19 protein-coding genes are annotated in these 22471 nt (G+C 42.9%); 10 read left to right on the top strand and 9 right to left on the bottom strand.

The window, feature by feature from the left end; genetic code table 11:
• The first annotated feature begins 135 nt into the window (after nt 1-135).
• The 5 genes from plsB to IEY40_RS15155 all read left to right on the top strand — a co-directional run bounded on the left by plsB (nt 136) and on the right by IEY40_RS15155 (nt 5353).
• Complete coding sequence (plsB, locus tag IEY40_RS15175; RefSeq protein WP_188957617.1) at nt 136-2559, top strand: glycerol-3-phosphate 1-O-acyltransferase PlsB; 2424 nt, start codon at nt 136-138, stop codon at nt 2557-2559.
• On the top strand, nt 2559-3815 hold the full coding sequence (mtr, locus tag IEY40_RS15170) for a tryptophan permease (protein WP_188957615.1): 1257 nt from the start codon (nt 2559-2561) through the stop codon (nt 3813-3815). Before plsB ends, mtr begins: the two co-directional genes overlap by 1 nt.
• Before the next feature lie 120 nt (nt 3816-3935).
• Nucleotides 3936-4715, top strand: coding sequence for a VOC family protein (locus tag IEY40_RS15165; RefSeq protein ID WP_188957613.1), 780 nt, complete (start codon nt 3936-3938; stop codon nt 4713-4715).
• Between the two features lie 99 nt (nt 4716-4814).
• Nucleotides 4815-5075 (top strand): hypothetical protein, encoded by a 261-nt coding sequence (locus IEY40_RS15160; RefSeq protein ID WP_188957611.1) that lies wholly within the window; start codon nt 4815-4817, stop codon nt 5073-5075.
• The gene (locus tag IEY40_RS15155) at nt 5075-5353 is read left to right on the top strand and encodes a hypothetical protein (RefSeq protein ID WP_188957609.1); all 279 of its coding nucleotides are present in this window, start codon (nt 5075-5077) and stop codon (nt 5351-5353) included. Before IEY40_RS15160 ends, IEY40_RS15155 begins: the two co-directional genes overlap by 1 nt.
• A 104-nt stretch (nt 5354-5457) precedes the next feature.
• Here the strand turns inward: IEY40_RS15155 and IEY40_RS15150 are convergent, their stop codons facing one another.
• The 3 genes from IEY40_RS15150 to IEY40_RS15140 all read right to left on the bottom strand — a co-directional run bounded on the left by IEY40_RS15150 (nt 5458) and on the right by IEY40_RS15140 (nt 10621).
• The gene (locus IEY40_RS15150) at nt 5458-8589 is read right to left on the bottom strand and encodes an efflux RND transporter permease subunit (RefSeq protein ID WP_188957608.1); all 3132 of its coding nucleotides are present in this window, start codon (nt 8587-8589) and stop codon (nt 5458-5460) included.
• 11 nt (nt 8590-8600) lie between these two features.
• Nucleotides 8601-10076 carry an efflux RND transporter periplasmic adaptor subunit gene (locus IEY40_RS15145; RefSeq protein WP_188957606.1) on the bottom strand — a complete coding sequence of 492 codons (1476 nt, stop codon included), beginning with the start codon at nt 10074-10076 and terminating at the stop codon, nt 8601-8603.
• A 140-nt stretch (nt 10077-10216) separates the two neighbouring features.
• Nucleotides 10217-10621, bottom strand: coding sequence for a hypothetical protein (locus tag IEY40_RS15140; RefSeq protein ID WP_188957604.1), 405 nt, complete (start codon nt 10619-10621; stop codon nt 10217-10219).
• Between the two features lie 357 nt (nt 10622-10978).
• On the opposite strand from IEY40_RS15140, the gene IEY40_RS15135 reads away from it, so the two are divergent.
• Entirely contained in the window at nt 10979-11542 is a 564-nt protein-coding gene (locus IEY40_RS15135) for a NapC/NirT family cytochrome c (protein WP_188957602.1), read from the top strand.
• A gap of 93 nt (nt 11543-11635) precedes the next feature.
• Here IEY40_RS15135 and IEY40_RS15130 read toward each other — a convergent pair whose 3' ends face one another.
• The gene (locus IEY40_RS15130; protein WP_188957600.1) at nt 11636-11911 is read right to left on the bottom strand and encodes a DUF1145 domain-containing protein; all 276 of its coding nucleotides are present in this window, start codon (nt 11909-11911) and stop codon (nt 11636-11638) included.
• 2 nt (nt 11912-11913) lie between these two features.
• Nucleotides 11914-12507, bottom strand: a complete 594-nt coding sequence (gene rsmD / locus IEY40_RS15125) for a 16S rRNA (guanine(966)-N(2))-methyltransferase RsmD (protein ID WP_188957597.1) — start codon at nt 12505-12507, stop codon at nt 11914-11916.
• Nucleotides 12508-12687: 180 nt separating this feature from the next.
• Between rsmD and ftsY the strand changes: the two genes are divergently transcribed.
• The 4 genes from ftsY to rpoH all read left to right on the top strand — a co-directional run bounded on the left by ftsY (nt 12688) and on the right by rpoH (nt 17213).
• Nucleotides 12688-14478 carry a signal recognition particle-docking protein FtsY gene (gene ftsY, locus IEY40_RS15120; RefSeq protein ID WP_188957595.1) on the top strand — a complete coding sequence of 597 codons (1791 nt, stop codon included), beginning with the start codon at nt 12688-12690 and terminating at the stop codon, nt 14476-14478.
• A 3-nt stretch (nt 14479-14481) separates the two neighbouring features.
• On the top strand, nt 14482-15165 hold the full coding sequence (gene ftsE / locus IEY40_RS15115) for a cell division ATP-binding protein FtsE (protein ID WP_188957593.1): 684 nt from the start codon (nt 14482-14484) through the stop codon (nt 15163-15165).
• Nucleotides 15162-16127, top strand: coding sequence for a permease-like cell division protein FtsX (gene ftsX / locus IEY40_RS15110; RefSeq protein ID WP_188957591.1), 966 nt, complete (start codon nt 15162-15164; stop codon nt 16125-16127). The genes ftsE and ftsX overlap by 4 nt, the downstream gene beginning before the upstream one ends.
• A 228-nt stretch (nt 16128-16355) precedes the next feature.
• Nucleotides 16356-17213 carry an RNA polymerase sigma factor RpoH gene (rpoH, locus tag IEY40_RS15105; RefSeq protein ID WP_188957590.1) on the top strand — a complete coding sequence of 286 codons (858 nt, stop codon included), beginning with the start codon at nt 16356-16358 and terminating at the stop codon, nt 17211-17213.
• Between the two features lie 80 nt (nt 17214-17293).
• On the opposite strand, the gene menE is transcribed toward rpoH, so the two are convergent.
• Genes menE through menD form a run of 4 tightly spaced genes read right to left on the bottom strand, consistent with a single transcriptional unit; the run spans nt 17294 to nt 22354 of the window.
• Entirely contained in the window at nt 17294-18724 is a 1431-nt protein-coding gene (menE, locus tag IEY40_RS15100) for an o-succinylbenzoate--CoA ligase (RefSeq protein WP_188957588.1), read from the bottom strand.
• On the bottom strand, nt 18724-19815 hold the full coding sequence (gene menC, locus IEY40_RS15095) for an o-succinylbenzoate synthase (protein ID WP_188957586.1): 1092 nt from the start codon (nt 19813-19815) through the stop codon (nt 18724-18726). Before menC ends, menE begins: the two co-directional genes overlap by 1 nt.
• Nucleotides 19816-19823: 8 nt before the next feature.
• A complete protein-coding gene (gene menH, locus IEY40_RS15090) occupies nt 19824-20633 on the bottom strand; it encodes a 2-succinyl-6-hydroxy-2,4-cyclohexadiene-1-carboxylate synthase (RefSeq protein WP_229777127.1) in 810 nt (269 codons plus the stop codon).
• Entirely contained in the window at nt 20615-22354 is a 1740-nt protein-coding gene (gene menD / locus IEY40_RS15085) for a 2-succinyl-5-enolpyruvyl-6-hydroxy-3-cyclohexene-1-carboxylic-acid synthase (RefSeq protein ID WP_188957585.1), read from the bottom strand. The genes menH and menD overlap by 19 nt, the downstream gene beginning before the upstream one ends.
• Nucleotides 22355-22471 lie beyond the last annotated feature (117 nt).

The raw sequence follows: 22471 nt of genomic DNA, 5'->3' as shown, positions 1-22471 counted from the left end.
ATTCTAGATTTTAATTAAGTTGTTGAGTTCAAGGCGGTTCACAAAGTAAAGATAAAACAGCCAGATAGTGTATCAAGGGTGGTTTCTGGTATCCTATGCAGCAATATTACAGTGGCTTATATTGCGAAAGTAACTATGTCAAAACCAAATTCAATATTTTTACGTGCATTAAAATGGGTACAAAAATGGATGGTTCAAACCATTGTTGTACCACATGACCCTTTTGATGATCTTAATTTAGATCCGAATAAACCATTGGTTTATGTCATGAAAACAGAGTCAATCAGTGATGCCGCTGCACTAAGCGAAATCACTGAGGGCTTTGGGATGCCAAGTCCATATGACCCACTCATCGTTGATGGCCTAAAAGTACCCCGGATTGTGTGTTTAGAAGGGCGAAAACCACTTTTTGGCAAGCGTGAAAGTGGCGAAAAGTTTATCGACAGCTTTACCAGTTTGTTAGCTCTTCACCGTCAACGTCCTGAACTGGACATACAGCTAGTACCAGTGAGTTTGTACTGGGGGCGCACGCCCGGTAAAGAAGACGACAGCATGAAAGCGGCAGTGTTGGAGCGTGAAAGCCCAACGTGGTTACGAAAATGGTTAATGATTTTATTTCTTGGTCGACATAACTTTGTCCAGTTCTCTAATGCGTTATCTTTACGCTACATGGCAGATGAACATGGATTTGATAAAAGTATTGCCCATAAATTAACGCGTGTTGCTCGCGTGCACTTTAGCCGCCAACGTAAAGTGATGACGGGTCCACAGTTGCCCAACAGACAAATGTTTTTTGCTTCATTACTTAAATCGGATTCAATCAAAAAAGCGATTGAAGAAGAAGCCATTAATAAGAAAGTGTCACCTGAGAAAGCCCGCGAAACAGCGATTGAATATTTGGACGAAATTGCCACAGATTATTCTGACAGTTTAATTCGTATTGCAGAGCGCTTTCTTACTTGGTTATGGAACAAGTTATACAGTGGTATCAATATCAAAGGTGCAGAGCAGATCCGTCAATTACACCATGATGGTCACGAAATTGTATATGTACCGTGTCATCGTAGTCATATGGATTACTTACTACTTTCTTACATTTTGTATTATCAGGGCATGGTCCCACCGCATATTGCAGCAGGGATCAACCTTAATTTCTGGCCTGCTGGCCCAATGTTCCGCCGTGGCGGTGCGTTCTTCATTCGCCGTAGCTTTAATGGTAACAAGCTATACACCGCGGTGTTTCGCGAGTATTTAGACCAGTTATTTGCTAAAGGTTACTCGGTTGAATACTTCACTGAAGGTGGTCGCTCTCGCACCGGACGTTTACTTGCGCCTAAAACGGGCATGTTAGCCATGACCATCAATAGCGTATTGCGCGGAATTGAGCGTCCAGTAACGCTTGTGCCTGTATATTTAGGTTATGACCATGTGATGGAAGTTGCCACTTATCATAAAGAGTTAAGCGGTAAGAAAAAGCAAAAAGAGTCAGTTTGGCAATTGTTTGGTGCCATTCGTAAGTTAGGTAATTTTGGTCAAGGATACGTAAATTTTGGCGAACCAATTAACCTACAAAACTTTTTAAATCAACAGGCTCCAGATTGGCGTGAAGAAGTAGCTAACGATCCTGAACAAAAACCAACCTGGTTTACACCATCAGTTAATTTATTGGCTAATCGTGTGATGACTAATATTAACGGTGCCGCAGCCGCGAGTTCAGTGACATTAACCAGTTTAGTCTTGTTAGCATCTGAGCGTAACGCATTAGAGCGTAGCTTGTTAGAGCGTCAATTAGATTTGTATTTAGCAATGCTTAAAACCGTACCCTATACAAATTATGCTTCTGTGGCAGAAGGGAATGGTAAAACTATTGTTGATCATTGTTTATCACTGAATAAGTTTGTTAGTACAAAAGATGCCATTGGTGAGATTATTTCAGTAGATGAAAAAATCGCTATTACCATGAGTTACTATCGAAACAATATCATTCATTTAATGGCTGTACCGTCTCTAGTGGCGAGCTGTTTGGTCCAATATGATATTTGCGAGCGAGACAAAATCCATGCAGTTGTGATGGATTTTTATCCTTTGTTAAAAGCCGAATTATTCATGGGTATAGAAGACCTGCCACAACATATCGATAATATTTTAGACTTTATGGTTGAACAGGGTTTGCTCAGTGGTGACACACAATTTGAAGTGGCTCCTCACTACACCGCACAATTATTATTGCTAGCAGAAACCATCAGTGAAACATTGCAGCGTTATGCCATTATTTTTAACTTACTGGCAATAAAGCCTGATCTAGAGCGCTCAGAACTAGAAACTGACAGTCACCTTTTAGCACAGCGATTAGGTGCATTGCATGGTATTACAGCACCAGAGTTTTACGATAAGAAACTCTACAATACTCTAAGCGTTAAGCTTAAAGAGTTAGGTTATCTATGCAGTGTTGAGCACCGTTCTGAAGTCATTCGAATTCGCGACCATGCTAACCAATTATTGAGCTCATCTGTAAGACAAACCATTGTTGATAGTGTGCAAGCGGAGCATGGACAATAATGGCCAACCATATGAATGCTGCCAAGCACCGTCCACAAGGTAAATCCTTATTGGGCGGCGCGATGATTATTGCCGGCACAACCGTAGGTGCGGGCATGTTTTCATTGCCGGTCGTTGGGGCGGGAATGTGGTTTGGCTATTCGATAGCCATGCTATTAGGTGTTTGGTTTTGCATGTTAATGTCGGGTTTACTTCTGCTTGAAGCTAATTTGCATTTTGAACCAGGTGCTAGCTTTGACACGTTAACCCGCGAAACTTTAGGCCAATTCTGGCGTGTTATAAATGGCGTATCCATTGCGTTTGTATTGTACATTTTGACCTACGCCTATATCAGTGGTGGCAGTTCAATTGTTAATCATAGCTTATCGGCGCTTGGTGTAACCTTACCTCAAAGCGTTGCTGGTTTAGTGTTTGCTGCAGTGTTAGCGTTCATCGTATTGATTAGCACTAAAGCGGTTGACCGTATTACCACCATCATGCTCGGCGGTATGGTGATTACCTTCTTTTTGGCAATCGGTAATCTATTGATTGAAATTGACAGCACTAAGCTAATATTGCCAGATGGTGAAAGCCGTTACTTGCCGTATTTATTTGCTGCTATCCCCTTTGGTTTAGCCAGTTTTGGTTATCATGGTAATGTGCCTAGCTTAGTTAAATATTATGGTAAAGATGCTAATACCATTGTAAAAGCCATCGTGGTGGGTACCAGTATCGCGCTGGTTATCTATGTATGTTGGCTGATTGCGACCATGGGAAATATTCCACGCAGCGAATTTGCTGATGTTATTGCTAAAGGCGGTAACATTGGAGTACTCGTTGAGGCATTGTCTGGTGCAATGGCAAGCCAGTGGCTGAACAATATGCTGACGTTATTTGCTAACTTGGCAGTAGCGTCATCGTTTTTAGGGGTTACCTTAGGGTTATTTGATTATCTTGCCGATTTATTTAGTTTTGATGATTCACGCTCAGGCCGAATTAAGACCGCAGCGGTGACTTTTATTCCACCAACAATTTTGGGCTTATTATTTCCTAATGGTTTTATTATTGCCATTGGTTTTGCCGCATTAGCCGCAACCGTTTGGGCGGTGATCGTACCGGCTTTGTTAGCCTATAAAGTGCGTCAATTGTACCCGGAGTCAAATGGTTTTAAAGTGCCCGGTGGTACTCCATTAATCGTGGTTGTTGTGTTGTTTGGTATTATTACCGCAACCTGTCACTTACTAGCAATGGCTGACATTTTACCGGTATTTAAATAAACTAATTTGAACAGTGCATTTTTTAAAAAGCCTTCTTTTGAAGGCTTTTTGCTTTTTTGGTGATATCAACTTAACTTATAACCATGACGGAGCAGCAATTGCGACAACAGGATAACAATAATGAAAGTACAACAATATCAACAAGGGCAACCATGCTGGTTAGAACTGGCAACGCATGATTGGGATGCGGGTAAAGCGTTTTATCAGGCATTATTTGGTTGGGACGCAGACGATATGCCTATGCCAGAAGGTCACTACACTATGTTGCAAATAGATGGTGATGATATTGGTGCCATGTATCCAATGCCAGACAATATGAAATCCTTGCCGACACACTGGACAGTATACTTTGCTGTTGATGATGTCTCTGTAACGGCTGAGTTAGTCAAAAAAGGCGGCGGGCAAGTGATAGCTGGGCCACATGCCGTTGGTGATGCAGGCTCTATGGCGTTATGTACCGACCCCGAAGGTAGTCGCTTTGCACTGTGGCAGGGGCAAGATCATATTGGTATTAAACGTGCTCAAGAGCCAAATACCTTATGCTGGGTTGAGTTAGCGTGTCGAAATAGTGATGCTGCTAAAACGTTTTATGGTGAGGTATTAGGCTATCACACGAAATTAGCAGACATGGCCGATTTTGAGTACACCGAATGGTATGTGGGTGAGCAAGCGATAGGTGGCATGATGGAGATGACCGAAGAGTGGGGCGACGCACCTTCGCATTGGATGAACTATTTTGCCGTTGAAGATTGTGATGCCTCAGTGGCTAAAGCCAAAAGCTTGGGCGCGACAGTGTGTGTTCCTGCCACTGATATCCCCAATGTGGGACGTTTTTCGGTACTCAATGATCCTCAAGGCGGATTTTTTTCGATTATTTCGCTATTGGACCCAGCAGCATAGTCTTTATTATCCCGAGTTCGGGTTACTATTTGAACTCAAATTAACAATCGATGTCAGAGTGATAAGCGTTACATAAGGAATACACCCAAGGATGAATTTATGACTCAAGAAACAACACAAACAGCATTAGCACGAATTAACCGCAGTATGCTGATGGTGGCCATCATCGATTTTCCCGGTACCTTATTGTTTGGTCTGGGGCTTTACGGCATTTTTGCCGGCTTTGACGAAGGCTTTTTACCTATGCTGGCTCACCCAATGATCATTAATGCAATGTTGGTTATTGGTGGCGCGATTATGGCGTGGGGAATGTTTAGGATGATGAGTTTAGCGCGTGAAAAACAAAGGGTAACTCAATAATGAAAAAGCAGTTTATTCAATCAACCCTCTTATCGAGTCTGATTTTGTCTAGTTTATTTGTCTTAACAGCCTGTAGCGGCACGTCGCCTAACCGTTTAGGCAATGCTGGCAATGCAGACGATAATAAAAATGATACAGATTATATGATATTCAATCTACCTATGGCGATTTTAGCTAGTGATCCATGCAAACACGGTCATCCTGATGACATCGCTGCATGCCGTAAGAAGAAACAAGATGAAGCTGATCAACTTAATGAGTCACTTAAGCGCAACTAACCTCAACTATCCTCAGCCTATCCTAGGTTATAAAGTGATAATAAAAAATCCCAAACAATGCATTGTTTGGGATTTTTGGTTTATAACGTCAATACTGCCAATGATTATGCGGGCAGTCGTCGACCATAAACCAGTAAATAAATCGCGGGTATCACAAATAGCGATAATAAGGGAGCAGTGACCATACCGCCGACCATTGGCGCTGCAATTTTTTGCATGACATCGTTACCGGTGCCGCTGCCCCACATAATGGGTAATAATCCAAAAAAGATGGTGGCAACCGTCATGGCTTTTGGACGTATGCGCATTACCGCACCTTCGATAAGCGCAGCGGTTAAGTCGGCTTTAGTTTGATAACGGTCTTCTCGTTTGTAAGCGGCAATGCTGTTGTTGAGGTACACCTGCATGACCACCCCAAACTCGGCGGCTACACCAGCCAGAGCTATCATACCAACAGACACAGCAACCGAAAAATTAAACTCGAGCGAGTAGAGTAACCAAGCGCTGCCGACAAGTGAAAAAGGCAAGCTCAACATAATCACTAATGCTTGAGTCATGGAGTTAAAGGTCATCATCAACAAGATAAAAATTACCGCAATCATAAGCGGGATCACCAGGGTCATTTTAGCTTCAACCCGCTGCATATATTCATATTGGCCAGCAAAGCTGTAGCTATAACGTGCAGGTAAACTAATTTGTTCATCGAGCGCAGTTTGGGCTTTTGCAATGTATTCACCAATAGAGATATCTTTCAAGTCGACAAACACCCATGAAATTAAGCGGCCATTCTCACTGGCAAGCATTGGTGCACCATCGCTAATTGTCAGTTCAGCTAGATAGCTTAAGGGTAAGTATTTACCGGTTTTTGTCAGTACTGGAAGCTCTCGCAATTTTTCGATGTTATCGCGTAGCTCTCGTGGATAACGAATATTAATTGGGTAACGTTCCTGGCCTTGAATCGATTCACCAACGGTCATACCGCCAATGGCCATTTGTACCACATCTTGAATGTCTTTTAGTGTCATACCATAGCGAGCAGCATTTTTGAGATCGGGTGTGATATCAATATAGCGCCCACCGCTACTGCGTTGAGCAAAGGCTGATAGCGTTCCGGGTAATTTACTGACAACGGCTTCAATTTCACTGCCAATGCGTTGTAGCTCTTCTACATTAGAGCCCGAAATTTTAATACCTACTGGGGTTCTAACCCCTGTGGATAACATATCAATTCGGGTTTTAATCGGTTGTACCCAGGCGTTAGTCATACCTGGGATACGCACGGTTTTTTGCAGATCTGCAATGATGCTTTCTAAGGTTACCCCAGGGCGCCATTCACTTGTGGGTTTAAGCATAATGGTGGTTTCGAGCATGGTTAATGGTGCAGGATCGGTGGCGGTTTGTGCTCGGCCGACTTTACCAAATACTCGTTTAACCTCTGGTATAGTTTTAATTAACCTGTCTGTTTGCTGTAAAATTTCAGCCGCTTTACCTGCACTTACGCTGGGCAACGTGGTGGGCATATACAACAAGTCACCTTCCTCTAGTGTAGGCATAAACTCTGAGCCCATTTGGCTTAGGGGGTAATAAGCACTGAGTAACGCTACGATTGCCATAACGATGGTCATTTTTGGAAAGCGTAACACCCATTTTAACAGTGGCTGATACACAGCAATTAAAATACGGCTAAGTGGGTTTTTACGTTCGTCGGGGATCTTTCCACGTACAAAATAGCCCATTAATACCGGAATTAATGTGATAGCGAGTATAGCGGAAGCCGCCATTGCAAAGGTTTTCGTAAAGGCCAGGGGATGGAATAAACGGCCTTCTTGTGCTTCTAGTGCAAACACGGGCGTAAAACTTAGGGTAATAATTAATAAACTAAAAAAAAGTGCAGGACCCACTTCAATGGAGGCTTCTTTTACAAGTTGCCAATGGTCTTCACCTTCAGGTGCACAGCCATGTTGTTGGCGGTAATGCTCTAAATGTTTGTGGGTGTTTTCAACCATCACAATAGATGCATCCACCACCGCGCCAATTGCAATCGCAATACCGCCTAAACTCATTATATTGGCATTAACACCAATAAAGTGCATGGCAATAAAGCTGATTAAAATCGAAATTGGTAAGGTAATAATCGCGACTAATGTTGAGCGAGCATGCAGTAAAAACAATAAGCAAATTAACCCTACTACTAGCATTTCCTCTAGTACTTTATGTTTTAGGTTATTAACTGAACGAACAATAAGATCTGAACGGTCGTAAGTGGTGACTAACTCAACACCATCAGGTAAACCATTACTAATTTGTTCAAGCTTGAGCTTTACGTTGTTAATCGTTTCTAAGGCATTTTCGCCATAGCGCATAACAACAATACCGCCAACCACTTCACCTTGACCATCTAACTCTGCAATGCCGCGTCTAGCCGCTGGGCCAGTGCGTAATTCTGCAACGTCTTTCATTAAAATAGGCGTGCCAGTTTCTGACAGAATACCCAAAGGGATTTCAGCAAAATCGGCGATAGTTTGACGATAACCGCTAGAGGTTATCATGTATTCCGCTTCTGCCATTTCGATAACAGATCCACCCGTTGAACTATTGGAGTTATCGAGGGCATTTCTAATCGTCATGAGATCAATTTGGTATAAAGCCAATTTGTGTGGGTCGACGACAACCTGATAGGTTTGCTCCATACCGCCTACGGTTGCAACTTCAGATACGCCTGCAACGCTTTGTAACTCTAGCTTTAAAAACCAATCCTGTAGTGACCGTAATTGAGCTAAATCATATTGGCCTTTACGATCGACTAACGCATATTGGAAAATCCAGCCGACACCAGATGCATCAGGGCCTAAGCTTGGTGTTACCCCTGCAGGGAGTTGATCTTGGGTTTGCGAAAGATACTCAAGTACCCGTGAGCGAGCCCAATAAATATCGGTGCCGTCTTCAAAAATTACATACACAAACGAGTCGCCAAACATGGAGAATCCGCGCACGGTTTTTGCCCCGGGAACAGCCAACATAGCAGACGATAATGGGTAAGTTATTTGGTCTTCTACTAATTGTGGCGCTTGACCTGGATAACTTGTTTTGACAATAACCTGCACGTCAGATAAATCGGGTAACGCATCTAATGGCGTCGTTCGCATCGCTTGGTAACCCACTAATGCGATGATTACAGTAAACAGCAACACCATGATGCGGTTTTTAATTGAAGCGTTGATAATTTGCGCTAGCATAACAAAGCTCCTTAGTGTTGATGAATATTAGTGGGGGAAGGCGAAGTCGCACCGCTTAATCGCTGTAAACTGCCTTGAATACTCGCTTCCGAATCGAGTAAAAATTGTCCCGAAACGACTATTTTGTCATGCTCGTTGAGCCCTTCTAATACTTCGGCTTTACCTTGTGCCATCATGCCTATTTTTACTGGCACAGAAGCAAAACTTGTATCGCTTCGCTGTACGACTACTCGGTTTTCTCTGCCCGTTAGAATTAACGCCTCTGTGGGCACGGTAAGCACATTGGTTTTTGGTTGGCCGTATAGCGTGACATCGACTAAGGTGCCTGGTCTTAACTTATCTTGAGTATTATTTAATTGGATCCTTACTCTCATCGCGCGAGTTACTGGGTCTAGCTCTGGATAGATGTAGTCAATTTGCGAGTCAATATCAAACAAGCCTTGTGCGGCCGCGCTCACACTAACTTTTCTCCCCTCTGTTAACCAACTTTGCTCATTTTCAAAAACGTCTGCAATAACCCATACGCTGTCTAAATTAACAATTTCAAACAAGGTATCACCAGGTTGGATGTACATACCGTGTCGTATGGTTAACTCACTAATAAAGCCACTTTGAGGTGCATAAAAAGGCACGCGATAAATCGTTTCTCCAGTTTTTTCTAAGCGATGAATCACCGAGTTGTCGACACCTAATAATTCTAAGCGCTTACGGGCTTTACTCAGTAATATGCTGCCACGTTGCTTGTCTTGTTTTAGGTAGTCGCGAGCTTGTGAATAATCATCTTGTGCATTAACCAAATCAGGTGAATAAAGCTCATATAGCAACTGCCCCTTTTTTACCTGTTGGCCTACATTGTGTACAGTCAGAGTTTCAATCCATCCGGTAGCACGAGTGTGGACATGGCCTATAGTGTTTTCGTTGTATTGCACCGTACCAATAGTATTCACTTGTCGCGATAAACTACTTTTAGCCACTACATGGCTTCGCATGCCGAGTGCTTGCTGCATTCCGCCAGATACACCCACCACAATTTCTTGACTTGCATCACCCATAACCGCTTTTTCTAAGTTCATGCCGCAAATCGGACAATTGCCCGGCGCGTCTGAAACAACATGAGGATGCATTGGGCAAATGTATTTAGTTGTTTGGGTAGGTGCTTGGTTAGTAACGATTGGTGTGGCAGTGGGTTGTAGCGAAACAATAGGTTGCTCAAATACCTTTTGGGCAACGGTTGTCATGTGTGTTTTATTGTGAGCATCAGACTTAGATTCAATATCAGCAGTATCAGGCTCTTTTGCGACTAGAAACATACCACATTTAGGGCAACTACCTGGTTTGTCACTAGTGACTTCAGGGTGCATAGGGCAGTAATAATTGTGTTGATGTTGTTCATGTGCAGGTTCAATCGCAGCATGAGTTGGGAGCATAGTCGTAGAGCTTAATAAGCTAACCGTCACCACAAGCGCAAAATAAAGAGAGTGTTTCATATCAACCTCAAATCATGGTTGAGCGTGGCGTACAATAAAAAATTGCGTAGCACCAATGCGCAGATAAACCATGAATATTATGTAAAAAATATAATCGAGTTTACGTAGTCGAGTATCAGTCGACACTAGCAGGAGTGAGGTTAAACAATAGGAGGACGAAACGCAGGGGAACCATCAATAGAGAATAATTGTGCAATCGGTAATTTTACAGCGGTATTTTCAGGGCTAGGGCTAACGGTAATATCAGTACTGAAAACGGTGCCAGTGAAAGTAATGGTAAAGCAATGGTTGCAATCATTAGTGCAACTTCCGGCATTGTCACAACAATGGCTTGAGCTAGTAGCGATGTCTGTTTGATCTTGCATCATACTATGACAATCACTTCGGTTTTGCATGTCGTTTGACATCACGTTAGTGATCATCTGTTGGTTCATTTTCATATCGTTTGGCATAATCATGGTATAGCCATTAGCTAACACACCTTGTCCGATTAAAGACAACAAAGTGCAAATAGCAATCAGATAATGGCGAATCGATTTACGCATAACATCCTAAAAGTGAATCAACATGAAAGCTTTATCGGTCAATAATGTTAAAGGCTAATCACAATATTAAAGACCAATCACAATATAAACGTATACGGCGTGGCAAACAATGCGCCAGTACGCATTTTTAACCTTAACCAAATCAATAAGACCGCTAAAAACACCAAACCATTTCAGCATTTAGAAGGTTTTAATGCTGTTCAGTCATAATGAGTAGCGATCTATCTCCCATTTTAGATATTTTCTGATAAGGAATCATAAAAACAGCGACTAAAATCAATTTTATAATTTTAAAAAATCCTAAACTAGATAAACAAATATTAGAAATGTAGTTTTAGAAATTATGGAGATTGAACAATGAACTGGCGTGCACTATTTAAACCAAGCGCGAAGTACTCAATTATTGCACTTATTGTGGTTGGTGTAATTGTGGGTGTCGTAGGATATTTCGCAACACAACAGACATTACATGCAACAAGTAGCGATGCTTTTTGTATGACATGTCACCGTGACCACTCGCTAAGAGATGAAGTTATGGCATCTGCCCATGGTGGCGGCAAAGCCGGTATTACTGTGCAATGTCAAGATTGTCACTTACCTCATGCTCCAGTTGATTACTTGATCAAGAAAATCATCGTATCGAAAGATATTATTGGTTTGATGACCATTGATGGTTTTATGACGCAAGAATGGTTAGATGAAAACCGTAAAGAGCAAGCTGATTTAGCCCTAGAATACTTCCGTAGTAATGACTCCGCTAACTGTCAGCACTGTCATACTCGTATTTATGAAGACCAGCCTGAAACGATGAAGAAAATGGCCGTTAGAATGCACAGCAATAACTTCAAGAAAGCACCTGAAGATAGAAAAACCTGTGTAGATTGTCATAAAGGTGTTGCTCACCCTTACCCTAAAAAGTAATAGATTATCGACTTTAAAAAAGCCTCGTTAAATTAACGAGGCTTTTTTGTAAATAGTACAAAGTGAAATGCGCTAAACGGTTGCCGATTGAGATTAAAGGTTGCCTAAGGCAAATACGCCCCATAGTAAAATGGCTGCGTATCTTATGGTTGGTTGATGTTTACCTTTAGGGCTGAGGCATACAGCTAAAAGTAATAGCAAGTGCATCACCGCAGTAAATGCAGCCAAAAGAGTCAGTATGGTAGTGACATCTTGGCTAAACACCAAAAATCCATAAGCGAATAATCCCCACATCGACAATGTGGCCGTTTTGCCGATTAATATCAGATCATTTCGTGCAGTATCGTTTAACGTCTGATTAATGGACACGATTACTGCGCCGAAGAGTCTGTAGTTTGATATTGATAAAGCCGATAAGTTACTTGGCCAGCCTGCTTCTCTTTGAGTGGAATCCAAGAGGCAGGCAAGGCTAGGGTCGCAATTTCAGACTCTGTTTCAACGTAAATCAAGGCGTTGTTGTTGAGCCATTGATGAGCCATTAATAGATCAATGGCCTTGTTAACTAATTCTTTACGAAATGGTGGGTCAATAAATACCAAGTCAAAGCCACTTTTAGTGCCTTTAGCTAACACTTGTAAACTGTCGCCATTGATGACGTCGGCATTTTGGCATTGTAGAGTAGCTAGGTTTTGCTTTAATTGATTAGCGGCATCTCGTTGCAACTCAATCATGGTGGCAAATTCTGCGTAACGTGACAGTGCTTCAAGCGATAGAGCCCCGCTGCCTGCAAAACAGTCGAGCACTCGAGCGCCGCGAATATCGTTGGCTATCCAGTTAAATAAGGTTTCGCGAACCCGATCGGTTGTTGGGCGTAAGCCTTCAAGATCATGGATTGGAAGTTTACGTGAGCGCCATTGACCTGAAATAATTCGCACCTGACCGCTACTGGTGTTTTTTTTAGCCATCTCACCCTCGTGATTTTGCCTGAACAAAGAAAAAAGAAAGTGGTAGACTATGCCACAATCTGAACCGTCGTTATTTTATATCAAACTCGTGATTAAATGTGATTATTCATCATTTTACTGCTGAGAGATGCAACAAACGGCTTCAACCGAATTTTTAAGCATATAAAACTGGTAGCAAACATGGCAAAGAAAGGTTTTTTTTCCTGGTTTCGTAAAGACAAGCCCGCCCCTGAAGTTGAAGAGCAGCAACAAACTGATGCAGAAATCTCGCATGATGTTGCAACTGACACAGCAGAACACACTCAACACGCTGAGCAACAAAAGCAAGCTGAAGAGTCAGCGCAATTAGAAGCGGCTCGTATCGAGGCTTTAGAACTTGAAAAACAGCAGCTTGAACAGCAACGCATTGATAATGAACGTGTAGAACAAGCACGCCTTGAAGCTGAACGAATTGCTGCTGAAACTGAAGCGTTAGCTGCCGAAAAACTCGCTGCTGAACAACTTGCAGTACAGCACGCGGCACAAGACGCTGCCCGTATAGAGGCTGAAAGCCTTGAGCAATTACGCATTGAAAATGAACGCGCAGAACAAGCACGCCTTGAAGCTGAACGAATTGCTGCTGAAACTGAAGCGTTAGCTGCCGAAAAACTCGCTGCTGAACAATTTGCAGCACAGCAAGCGGCGCAAGAAGCTGCTCGTATAGAGGCTGAACGCTTTGAGCAATTACGTATTGAAAATGAACGTGTAGAACAAGCACGCCTTGAAGCTGAACGAATTGCTGCTGAAACTGAAGCGTTAGCTGCCGAAAAACTCGCTGCTGAACAATTTGCAGCACAGCAAGCGGCACAAGAAGCTGCTCGTATAGAGGCAGAACGCCTAGAGCTGTTGCGTATTGAAAATGAACGTCAAGAGCAAGAGCGCCTTGATGCTGAGGCTAGCGAAGCTGAAGCTTTAGCTGCTGAAAAGCTCGTTGCTGAACAAGCACCTATTGAGTCAATTGAGCTAGAAGTCCAAGACGAGCCACAAGAGAAGCCTAAAAAAGAAGGCATGTTCGCCCGTTTAAAGCGCGGCTTGATGCGGACCAGCGAAAATATCGGTTCTGGTTTTATTGGCTTGTTCAGCGGTAAAAAAATCGATGATGATTTGTTTGAAGAGCTTGAAGAGCAATTATTGATTGCTGATGTAGGTGTTGAAACCACGACTAAATTGATTAAAAGCTTAACAGAACATGCTTCGCGTAAGCAGCTTAAAAATGCAGAAGCCTTATACGATTTAATGCGTGAAGAAATGCAAAAAATGCTTGAGCCGGTAGCGATACCATTAGTACCTGATAACGCCAATGGCCCATTTGTTATTTTGATGGTCGGTGTGAATGGTGTAGGAAAAACCACCACTATCGGTAAATTAGCAAAACAGTATCAAAATCAAGGTAAATCTGTCATGTTAGCGGCAGGTGATACCTTCCGTGCAGCGGCGGTAGAACAGCTTCAGGTATGGGGCCAGCGCAATAATATTCCTGTGGTCGCTCAGCATACTGGCGCCGACAGTGCCTCGGTATTATTTGATGCATTACAAGCGGCTAAAGCGCGTAAAGTGGATGTGCTAATTGCCGATACCGCCGGGCGCTTACAAAACAAAAGTCACTTAATGGAAGAGCTTAAAAAAGTGGTTAGAGTAATGAAAAAACTCGACCCAGATACCCCGCATGAAGTGATGCTTACCTTAGATGCGAGTACAGGCCAAAATGCCATTAGCCAGGCTCAGTTATTCCAGGAGGCCGTAGGAGTGACGGGGTTAACGATCAGTAAGCTTGATGGTACAGCTAAAGGTGGGGTGATATTTGCCATTGCCGACAAATTTAATATCCCTATTCGCCATATTGGCGTAGGTGAACAAATTGACGATTTACGTACGTTTAACGCAAATGACTTTATTGAAGCGTTATTCAGTCAGGAAAAAACGGACCAATAATTTATGATCCAATTTGAGCAGGTCAGTAAAATTTATCCCGGCGGTCAAAAAGCGCTGATGGATGTCAATTTTCATCTTCGACAAGGTGAAATGGCCTTTTTAACTGGCCATTCAGGTGCGGGTAAAAGTACCTTACTCAAATTGATCACGGTTATCGAACGTGCAACCGCAGGTAAAGTATCGATTAACGGTCACAACATTGCCAATGTAGGCCCTAAGCATGTGCCTTATTTGCGTCGTAATATCGGGATGATTTTTCAAAACCATCATCTATTGATGGATAAGAGCGTGTTTGACAACATCGCTTTACCTTTGGTAATCGAAGGCTTCTCTCATGGTGAAATTCGAAAACGTGTTGCAGGTGCTCTCGACATGGTTGGCCTATACGGCAAAGAGCGTCACTTACCGATAATGTTATCGGGTGGTGAGCAACAACGTGTCGGTATCGCTCGAGCGATTGTAAATAAACCTCCATTACTGCTAGCCGATGAGCCAACGGGTAATTTAGACCCTAAATTGTCGATGGATATTTTGCGCCTGTTTGAGACCTTTAACGACTCCGGCACCAGCGTATTAATTGCCACCCATGATCTTGGCCTAATAGCCCGCATGAAATACCGTACATTTACGTTGCGCCAGGGGCGAATGCTCGGTGGCGAAAGCAGTGATAGGGAGGCAATGCGATGAGCAAGAAACCCAATATTACTCAAAGCAAGCTACCGTTAAGTGGCCGGATTGTCATGTTCTTTATTCGACATGTTCAACAAGGTATGTCGAGTATGGGGGAGCTGTGGCGTAGCCCTGTATCATCGATTATGACCATGGCCGTGCTGGGGGTGAGCTTAAGTTTGCCAGCAGCATTACAAGTACTGGTTAAAAATGCCGAAAATATTACTCAATCTTGGAATAGTGCGGCTGAAATCTCGTTGTTTATTAACAAAGGTCGCAGCGAACAATCGATTCAAAGTTTATTATCGCGGATTAAAGCGTTTAGAGAAGTCGAAACCGTCAGCTATATCAGCCGCGAACAAGCCCTAGAAGAATTTCAGCGCTTATCTGGTTTTGGCGAGGCGCTGTCATATCTTGACGATAACCCATTGCCAGCAGTTGTGACTGTCACGCCATCTGTGAAGTACTCAAGTCCTACAGGCGCACGTGAATTATTGGCAAAATTGGAGCGTGAACCCGAAGTCAACTTTGGCCGACTCGATATTGAGTGGCTAGAGCGCTTACAAGCCCTGCTTAAATTACTCGAAAAAACCGTGCTGGCTATTGCCGCGTTATTAGTATTAGCAGTAGTACTTGTGATTGGTAATACCATTCGTTTAGCCATTATGAACCGACGTACCGAAATTGAAGTAATGAAGTTGGTGGGTGCAACCGAAGCGTTCATTCAGCGCCCCTTTTTATATACCGGCATTTGGTATGGGGTGATTGGTGGTATTTTAGCCTGGCTGATCATTAACGTTTTAGTGTGGTATCTCGACGGCGCATTAGCGGAGTTGTTGGGTTTATATGGTAGCCAATTGACCATTCAATCATTAACCTTTACTGAACTTATTAAGCTTGTGTTATTAGCGTCATTTTTAGGTTGGCTAGGCTCGTATTTATCAGTACGACAACACTTACGTAATATTGAACCCTCATAATTTGAGGAATATAATAGTACTGGTGAGTCTATTAATGAACGATTGTTCACTTGTAATATGACTGGCTAGCGGTGAAAATATTAATTGAGCTGAAGCTGATTTGACATATGATGTCATTTAGTTGATAGTTCATCAGCTAAATCGAGTATAGAATTAGATGAACCATTGGGTTTCATAAAGCGTATTTAGCTAACTGAAGTAAATTTTTTGAATGTAGTAGGAGAGCGAATGACTTATCAAACGCAATCAATGGCACTGACTGTCCCTAGAGGCAGTAGTAGTTTAGAAGCGTATATCCAGTCTGTGACTAGCATTAATATGTTGGACGCGGATACCGAGTACGATATTGCCAAGCGTTTACAAGAAACAGGCGATCTACAGGCTGCAAAGCAATTAATTATGTCGCATCTACGTTTCGTGGTTCACGTTGCTAAAGGTTACTCAGGTTATGGTTTACCTCAGGCAGACCTCATTCAAGAAGGCAACATTGGTTTGATGAAAGCGGTAAAACGTTTTGATCCCGACGTAGGTGTTCGCTTAGTCTCATTTGCAGTACATTGGATTAAAGCCGAAATTCATGAATACGTGCTTAAAAACTGGCGTATCGTAAAAGTTGCGACCACTAAAGCTCAACGTAAGTTGTTCTTTAATATTCGTAAATCTAAAAAGCGTTTAGGTTGGTTCAGCGATGCTGAAGTGACTATGGTTGCCGAAAATCTGGGTGTGTCCAAAGCTGATGTGACTGAAATGGAGTCACGTATGGCTGCGCAAGATCCTGCGTTTGACCTTGCCAGTGACAGCGATGACGATAACCACGATTTTGCTCCAGCATTATATTTAGAAGATCATTCTTCAGATTTAGCTGAGCAAGTTGAAAACGATAATTGGGAAGCCGATTCGCAAGCGCGTTTATTATCAGCAATCAAAACCTTAGATGAGCGCAGCCAGCATATTCTTCGCGCCCGTTGGTTAGATGATAATAAAACCACGCTACAAGAACTCGCGTCAGCTTACCAAGTGTCAGCAGAACGTATCAGGCAGTTAGAAAAAAATGCCATGAACAAGCTTAAAGCGTGTATGGAATAATCTTTACTCCTTACGCTTTTTAAACAAAAAACCTGCTTCGGCAGGTTTTTTGTTTATAGCCTTAACGTTAAAGAGTTAATTTACGCTAGTTGCTGTTGAACAGCTGCAATGATCAATTTTCTGGGCGCTTTAATGCCGCTAGATACTATCTGTTTAGGCCAATTAACATACTGTCTTGGGCGAATAAATCGAGCTAGTTTTTGTTCTATTAACTCGCTAAGTTGGGCATTAATCGATTTTATCGCGGTGTCTTTTATCAGTTCGGCGCCATTGTTATCTACATAATCAATAATCGCAGCAGGTAAATGGCCAAAAATTGGGTCGGAAATGGCAAACACAATAGCTTGAGCTACGTTAGGATGCGACAATAATACTGCTTCTATTTGCTCAGGATGCACGTTTTCACCGCCACAAATAAACATATTGTCTGCACGGCCTAAAATCATTAGTTGACCTTTTTCGTTTAACTGACCTTTGTCTTGAGTGCAAAACCAGCCCTGTTCATCAACCGGGCGAATGATACCTTGCGCGGTTAAATACCCCATAAATAAACACTCCCCTTTAACCCAAATAATCCCATCAACTAACTTAAGCTGCCTAGCAGGTAAGGCTCGACCATGATGCCCATCTAGATTGGCTTTAGCCGTAGTGATTTGAGAGCTCATTTCCGTCATACCATAGCTCGTATAAGCTTTGATATTGTGTGCGTTAAGAGTGTTAATGAGTTGCGGCTCTATCATGCCACCGCCGAGTAATAATGCTTTTACGTGGGTTAAAGCGTGAGGTTGCTGAGCTAATATTTGCAATGCTTGGGTTGGAACTAGCGACACATGGGTAATATTACTGTGTTGCAGTTGTTCGGATAATGAAATAGCCGAGTTACGAAGTACTATACACGCGCCTGCTAGCGTGCATCGATGCAATATCGCTAAGCCACCAATATGGAATAATGGTAAAGACAATAACCAAGTATCATTCATTCTTAGCGGTATATAGCTAGCCGAACCTTGTGCACTTGCGATGTGGTTGAGCAAACAATGCATTGCTGCTTTAGGTGTGCCGCTAGAGCCCGACGTCAGGATAATATTTGACGCGATATGAGGTGACACTTTAGTAGCGGTTTGCGATGAGTTAGTTTGTATACACAACGAAAGGTTTAACCAATGCGCGAGAACAATATCGATTTGTCTACTGGGATTGTCTGTCCATAGCCATTGTATTTGATAAGTGTCGATCAGCAGATTAATCTGTTGATTAGATAGCCGGGGTGATAAAGGTAAAAATACCCAGCCAGCATCAATACAAGCCCAGTACAAGCAAATCATCTCTAGGTTGTTTTGTGACAAGCACGCCACAATGTCGCCACGCTCAATATGTTGTGCTTGCAATGATTGAGTTAAATTGCTCACCATTGCGCTTAAGGTGGCATAGGTATAAGTATCATGACCATCTTCAATTGCAACAGCGTCGGGCGTTGTTAGCGCTGTTTGATGCAGTGGCGATATCATCATTATGAATCTACCGCTTCGTTTACTTCACCAGCATGATGGATTAGTTGTAAAGCGTTAATATTAAGCTGATGAGGTATTGTTGGTGCAAGTATTAATGACTGACTAAATGCGTTTAAGGTATCTAGCCCTGGTGTTTCATTGGGTGTTAAAGCCTGGCTTATGAGGCGTAAATCATTGATGCCAATGTCTGACTCTAAGCTCGAACTTATAATGCAGCGCACGCCATAACTATGGGCGGTGTCTATCATGTTTTGCAGCGTAGCGAGTGAGCCGAGTAACATAGGTTTGATAATGAGCGCGCCAATACCAGGTTGTTGCTTTATCGCATTAACAACATCAAATGTGGACGAGTTTAGCGATTCATCTAGGGCGTAGTTAATGCCAAGATGTTGATAAATTTGTGGGTTGTCAGCTGGGTTGATGCAGGGCTCTTCAATGTATTCTATTTTATCTCTGGGCAAACAAGCTAAAAAGTCGATGGCTTGCTCGAGGCTAAAACCACGATTACCATCTAGACGAAAGCTGACCTGTGGCGCGATCTCTAACACCCGATAAATAAAGGCGATTTCGTCCTCCATTGACGTTTGTGCAACTTTGACTTTCACGCTATTTACTGTGCCATTTTGCAGTAGTTTAGCTTGCAGTTGTTGTTCGGTCATACCAGCATAAACCAGCGGAACAGTAGCCGACTGGGTGTGTGGGTTATCGATTCTACAGGGTAATTGGTGAGTGAGTTTGGCATGCAATAAACTGAACCCAAATGCGCAACTTGGCAATAATATATTATCTGCTAATGCAATCATGGCATTGACAGACTGGCCAATCAGTTTATCGCTGCATTGTGATAAATACGTAGTCACATCGTCGATAGACTCTTGACTAAAACCTTCAATGGGTAAGCCTTCCGTATCAATACCCGACAACGGTGCTATTTCAACCCAAGCTTGTTGCTTATTCGTCAGGTTTACAACAAATACTATACCTTTGCGGTGATCAATGCGTTGTTTCGCTACAGGTAAGGTTGGGTTTAGTGCAATATGATATTGATATAGTGTAGTACTGCTAATGGTCGGTGCGTCGACAGATTGCATGGCAACTCCTAAGCAGGGGTAATTGGGGTCAGTAAAGCCAATAAGGTGTCACTAAATAACCTTGGATGTAGGCTATGAATATTGTGTCCTGCGGCAGCTAAAGGCTGCAGCGTTAATTTTGCGTTACCGTACTCAGCCTGCCAGTCTTTAGCGACTTGTGCAAACTTACTGTCGTCTTCACCATAAAGGTAAAAGCAAGGGCATGATAGTTGGTTTAGCACCGCTTTACAGTTTTGTTGTAGGCTCAACGAGGTGGTGAGGTAGCAATTATTAAGGCGTTGCGGGTCGTTGTTGCTGCGCAGTGTAATTAATTGTTGCTTCTGTGCTTTACTTAGATCGTTAAATACCGCTTGTTGGTACCATAATGACAAAAAAGCGCTTATCGATAATTGTTGTAATTTTTTGGACCACAACAAATCGCTTTTAGCTCTTGCGTCACGCTGTGTATCGTCAGTTAAGCCTGGGTGAGCCGACTCTAAAGTTAAACTGAGTAATGAGTCCGGAAAATCTTGGGCAATATGCAAGGCTATTCTGCCCCCCAATGAGTAACCCAATAAGTGAAACTGGTTTACTCCAAGCTCACCGACTTTGGCGACAATGTGCGCTGCCACTTGAGCAAACCCGGGTGATGCTAACGCCAATGTATTTGCACCATGGCCGGGTAAATCGATACAAATACAGTGAAAGTGTTGGCTTATACGAGGCATTAAAATAGACCAGTCGTCTTTACTGCCCAAAAAGCCATGCAACATCACTAATGCTGGTAAGTTCGGCTGGCCAAAACGACGGATAAGTACCATTAGTGCTGTTTCACCCATTGGTTAATTTGAGCTATTTGATCACTGGCTTGATTGGGTGCAACATTGACTTCAATCACTGATGCACAGTTAAACTCAAAGGCCTCTTGATACGCTTGCTGGAATGATTCAATGTCGTCAACCTGGCGATATGCCAAACCAAACATCGCCGCACCATAACCAAACTCTAAGCCATGGCTTAAGCGATAAAAATCATTACGTAAGCTTTCATCGGGTACTGGTAATAGATTAAAAATATTGCCGCCATCATTATTAATAATCACCAGTACAAACGCGCGCGTCATCTGTTTGAGCAGTGCCATCGAGTTGAAGTCATGTAAGCAAGATAAGTCACCGATGAGTAAGGTTGTGGGCGCTTTTTTATCTGCCGCCACACCGCATGCGGTGGCAATAAGACCGTCGATGCCAGATGCACCACGGTTGGTGTAAATCGCGGGGGTATTGGTGGCAATGGGGGCATACATATCGTAAAGACGTATGGGTAAGCTATTGCCAATAAATAAGATATGTTGCTCAGTTTGGTTTGCTGCTACGGCCCGCACAACTTGCGCTTCGCCAAAACTAGTATTGTCGATTTGTTGCTTAAGTACCGACTCTAATGATTCATTATAAGGTAATAATTGCAGCGCCCAATTAGCGTCTGACGAGCGTGGCCAAGGTAACTGACACACCGCTTGCACACTGGCTTGCCATATATGTTTATTTTGATGTGTTGGATCTAAGCGGTCGCTATGATTCAACATTTGCCAGTAACTGTGCCAAGCCTGTTGAGCTAAATATTGAATAAGACGTTTTGAGACAAAGCGTCCACCAAAAACTAATACACGCTCAGCCTGTTCAAGCAGTTTGCTGGCTTTAGGGTTAAGTAATAATTGGTCTGTATGGCCAATCACACCAGGGTGTTGGCGTAATTGCGATTGCGCGTCGACTAATACCGGCCAGCCGAGTTTTTGTGCCAATGCCACAATCAATTGTGGATTATCTGCAGGTGATAGAGTACCGACAACAATTACACCTTTGCCGTGCACAAAGCGCATTAGGGTATCTGTAGAGGGTAATTCAGCACAGTTTAATCCCGCATACCGAGTTAACGGTTTATTATTGTCAAACCATGTATTTAACGGTGCAAGATAAGTGGTGGTAGTCACACTGGCTGTTTTTTTTACGTGGGCCAAAGTGACCAGTTCTGTAGGATATAACGGCTCACGATACATACAGTTGATATGCACGGGTTGGTGCTGGTTGGTTACTGCATGGTCAATAGCACTTAATAATGCACTGGCCGGATAGCCAATATCTGGCGTAGGTAAATTTACCTGTTTGGCGTAACCGGAAAAAATTGCTGGCTGAATAATGGCTTGATTAGCGCCGCAATCAATTAATTCACTTGGGCGATCGCCTGACAATACAATTAACGGCACATGGGTTAGCCAGGCTTCTACTATGGCTGGGTATAAGTTTGCTACCGCAGTACCTGAGGTGGTGATGATCGCAACTGGGGCATTGCTTGCTTTGGCAAGACCCAGTGCCATAAAACCTAAGCCTCGTTCATCGAAATGAATGTGGCGAGTTATTTGGGTTTGGCTAGCAGCAGCTAATGTCAACGGAGTTGAACGAGAACCCGGTGCCATGCACACATGTTTGACGCCTAAACGCGCGAGTTCCTCGAGGATCAATTGTCCCCATAATAAATTCATATCAGCGCTAGTCTGTTGTTGCATATTGGCTCATGTAGAAGATAAATAACGAATATTAGTGTAACGCCAAGTGTGATTGATATCTAAGGTTTAACGCAGACTTTTTTAAGCAGACGCAAAATAATAAACCACCAGTAGGAT

It is taken from the genome of Shewanella ulleungensis (assembly GCF_014648315.1).
In the GTDB taxonomy this organism is placed as follows: Bacteria; Pseudomonadota; Gammaproteobacteria; order Enterobacterales; family Shewanellaceae; genus Shewanella; species Shewanella ulleungensis.
Note: the sequence above shows the minus strand (reverse complement) of the source record. Positions and strands in the feature narration are given on the sequence as shown.

Coding starts and splice junctions, on each gene's coding strand:
- menH (WP_229777127.1), bottom strand. CDS start 20,633: ATGGGTGAAACAGCACTAATGGTACTTATCCGTCGTTTTGGCCAGCCG.
- plsB (WP_188957617.1), top strand. CDS start 136: ATGTCAAAACCAAATTCAATATTTTTACGTGCATTAAAATGGGTACAA.
- IEY40_RS15140 (WP_188957604.1), bottom strand. CDS start 10,621: ATGCGTAAATCGATTCGCCATTATCTGATTGCTATTTGCACTTTGTTG.
- IEY40_RS15155 (WP_188957609.1), top strand. CDS start 5,075: ATGAAAAAGCAGTTTATTCAATCAACCCTCTTATCGAGTCTGATTTTG.
- IEY40_RS15145 (WP_188957606.1), bottom strand. CDS start 10,076: ATGAAACACTCTCTTTATTTTGCGCTTGTGGTGACGGTTAGCTTATTA.
- ftsX (WP_188957591.1), top strand. CDS start 15,162: ATGAGCAAGAAACCCAATATTACTCAAAGCAAGCTACCGTTAAGTGGC.
- menD (WP_188957585.1), bottom strand. CDS start 22,354: ATGCAACAACAGACTAGCGCTGATATGAATTTATTATGGGGACAATTG.
- ftsY (WP_188957595.1), top strand. CDS start 12,688: ATGGCAAAGAAAGGTTTTTTTTCCTGGTTTCGTAAAGACAAGCCCGCC.
- mtr (WP_188957615.1), top strand. CDS start 2,559: ATGGCCAACCATATGAATGCTGCCAAGCACCGTCCACAAGGTAAATCC.
- menE (WP_188957588.1), bottom strand. CDS start 18,724: ATGATGATATCGCCACTGCATCAAACAGCGCTAACAACGCCCGACGCT.
- IEY40_RS15160 (WP_188957611.1), top strand. CDS start 4,815: ATGACTCAAGAAACAACACAAACAGCATTAGCACGAATTAACCGCAGT.
- ftsE (WP_188957593.1), top strand. CDS start 14,482: ATGATCCAATTTGAGCAGGTCAGTAAAATTTATCCCGGCGGTCAAAAA.
- IEY40_RS15165 (WP_188957613.1), top strand. CDS start 3,936: ATGAAAGTACAACAATATCAACAAGGGCAACCATGCTGGTTAGAACTG.
- IEY40_RS15135 (WP_188957602.1), top strand. CDS start 10,979: ATGAACTGGCGTGCACTATTTAAACCAAGCGCGAAGTACTCAATTATT.
- IEY40_RS15150 (WP_188957608.1), bottom strand. CDS start 8,589: ATGCTAGCGCAAATTATCAACGCTTCAATTAAAAACCGCATCATGGTG.
- menC (WP_188957586.1), bottom strand. CDS start 19,815: ATGCAATCTGTCGACGCACCGACCATTAGCAGTACTACACTATATCAA.
- rpoH (WP_188957590.1), top strand. CDS start 16,356: ATGACTTATCAAACGCAATCAATGGCACTGACTGTCCCTAGAGGCAGT.
- rsmD (WP_188957597.1), bottom strand. CDS start 12,507: ATGGCTAAAAAAAACACCAGTAGCGGTCAGGTGCGAATTATTTCAGGT.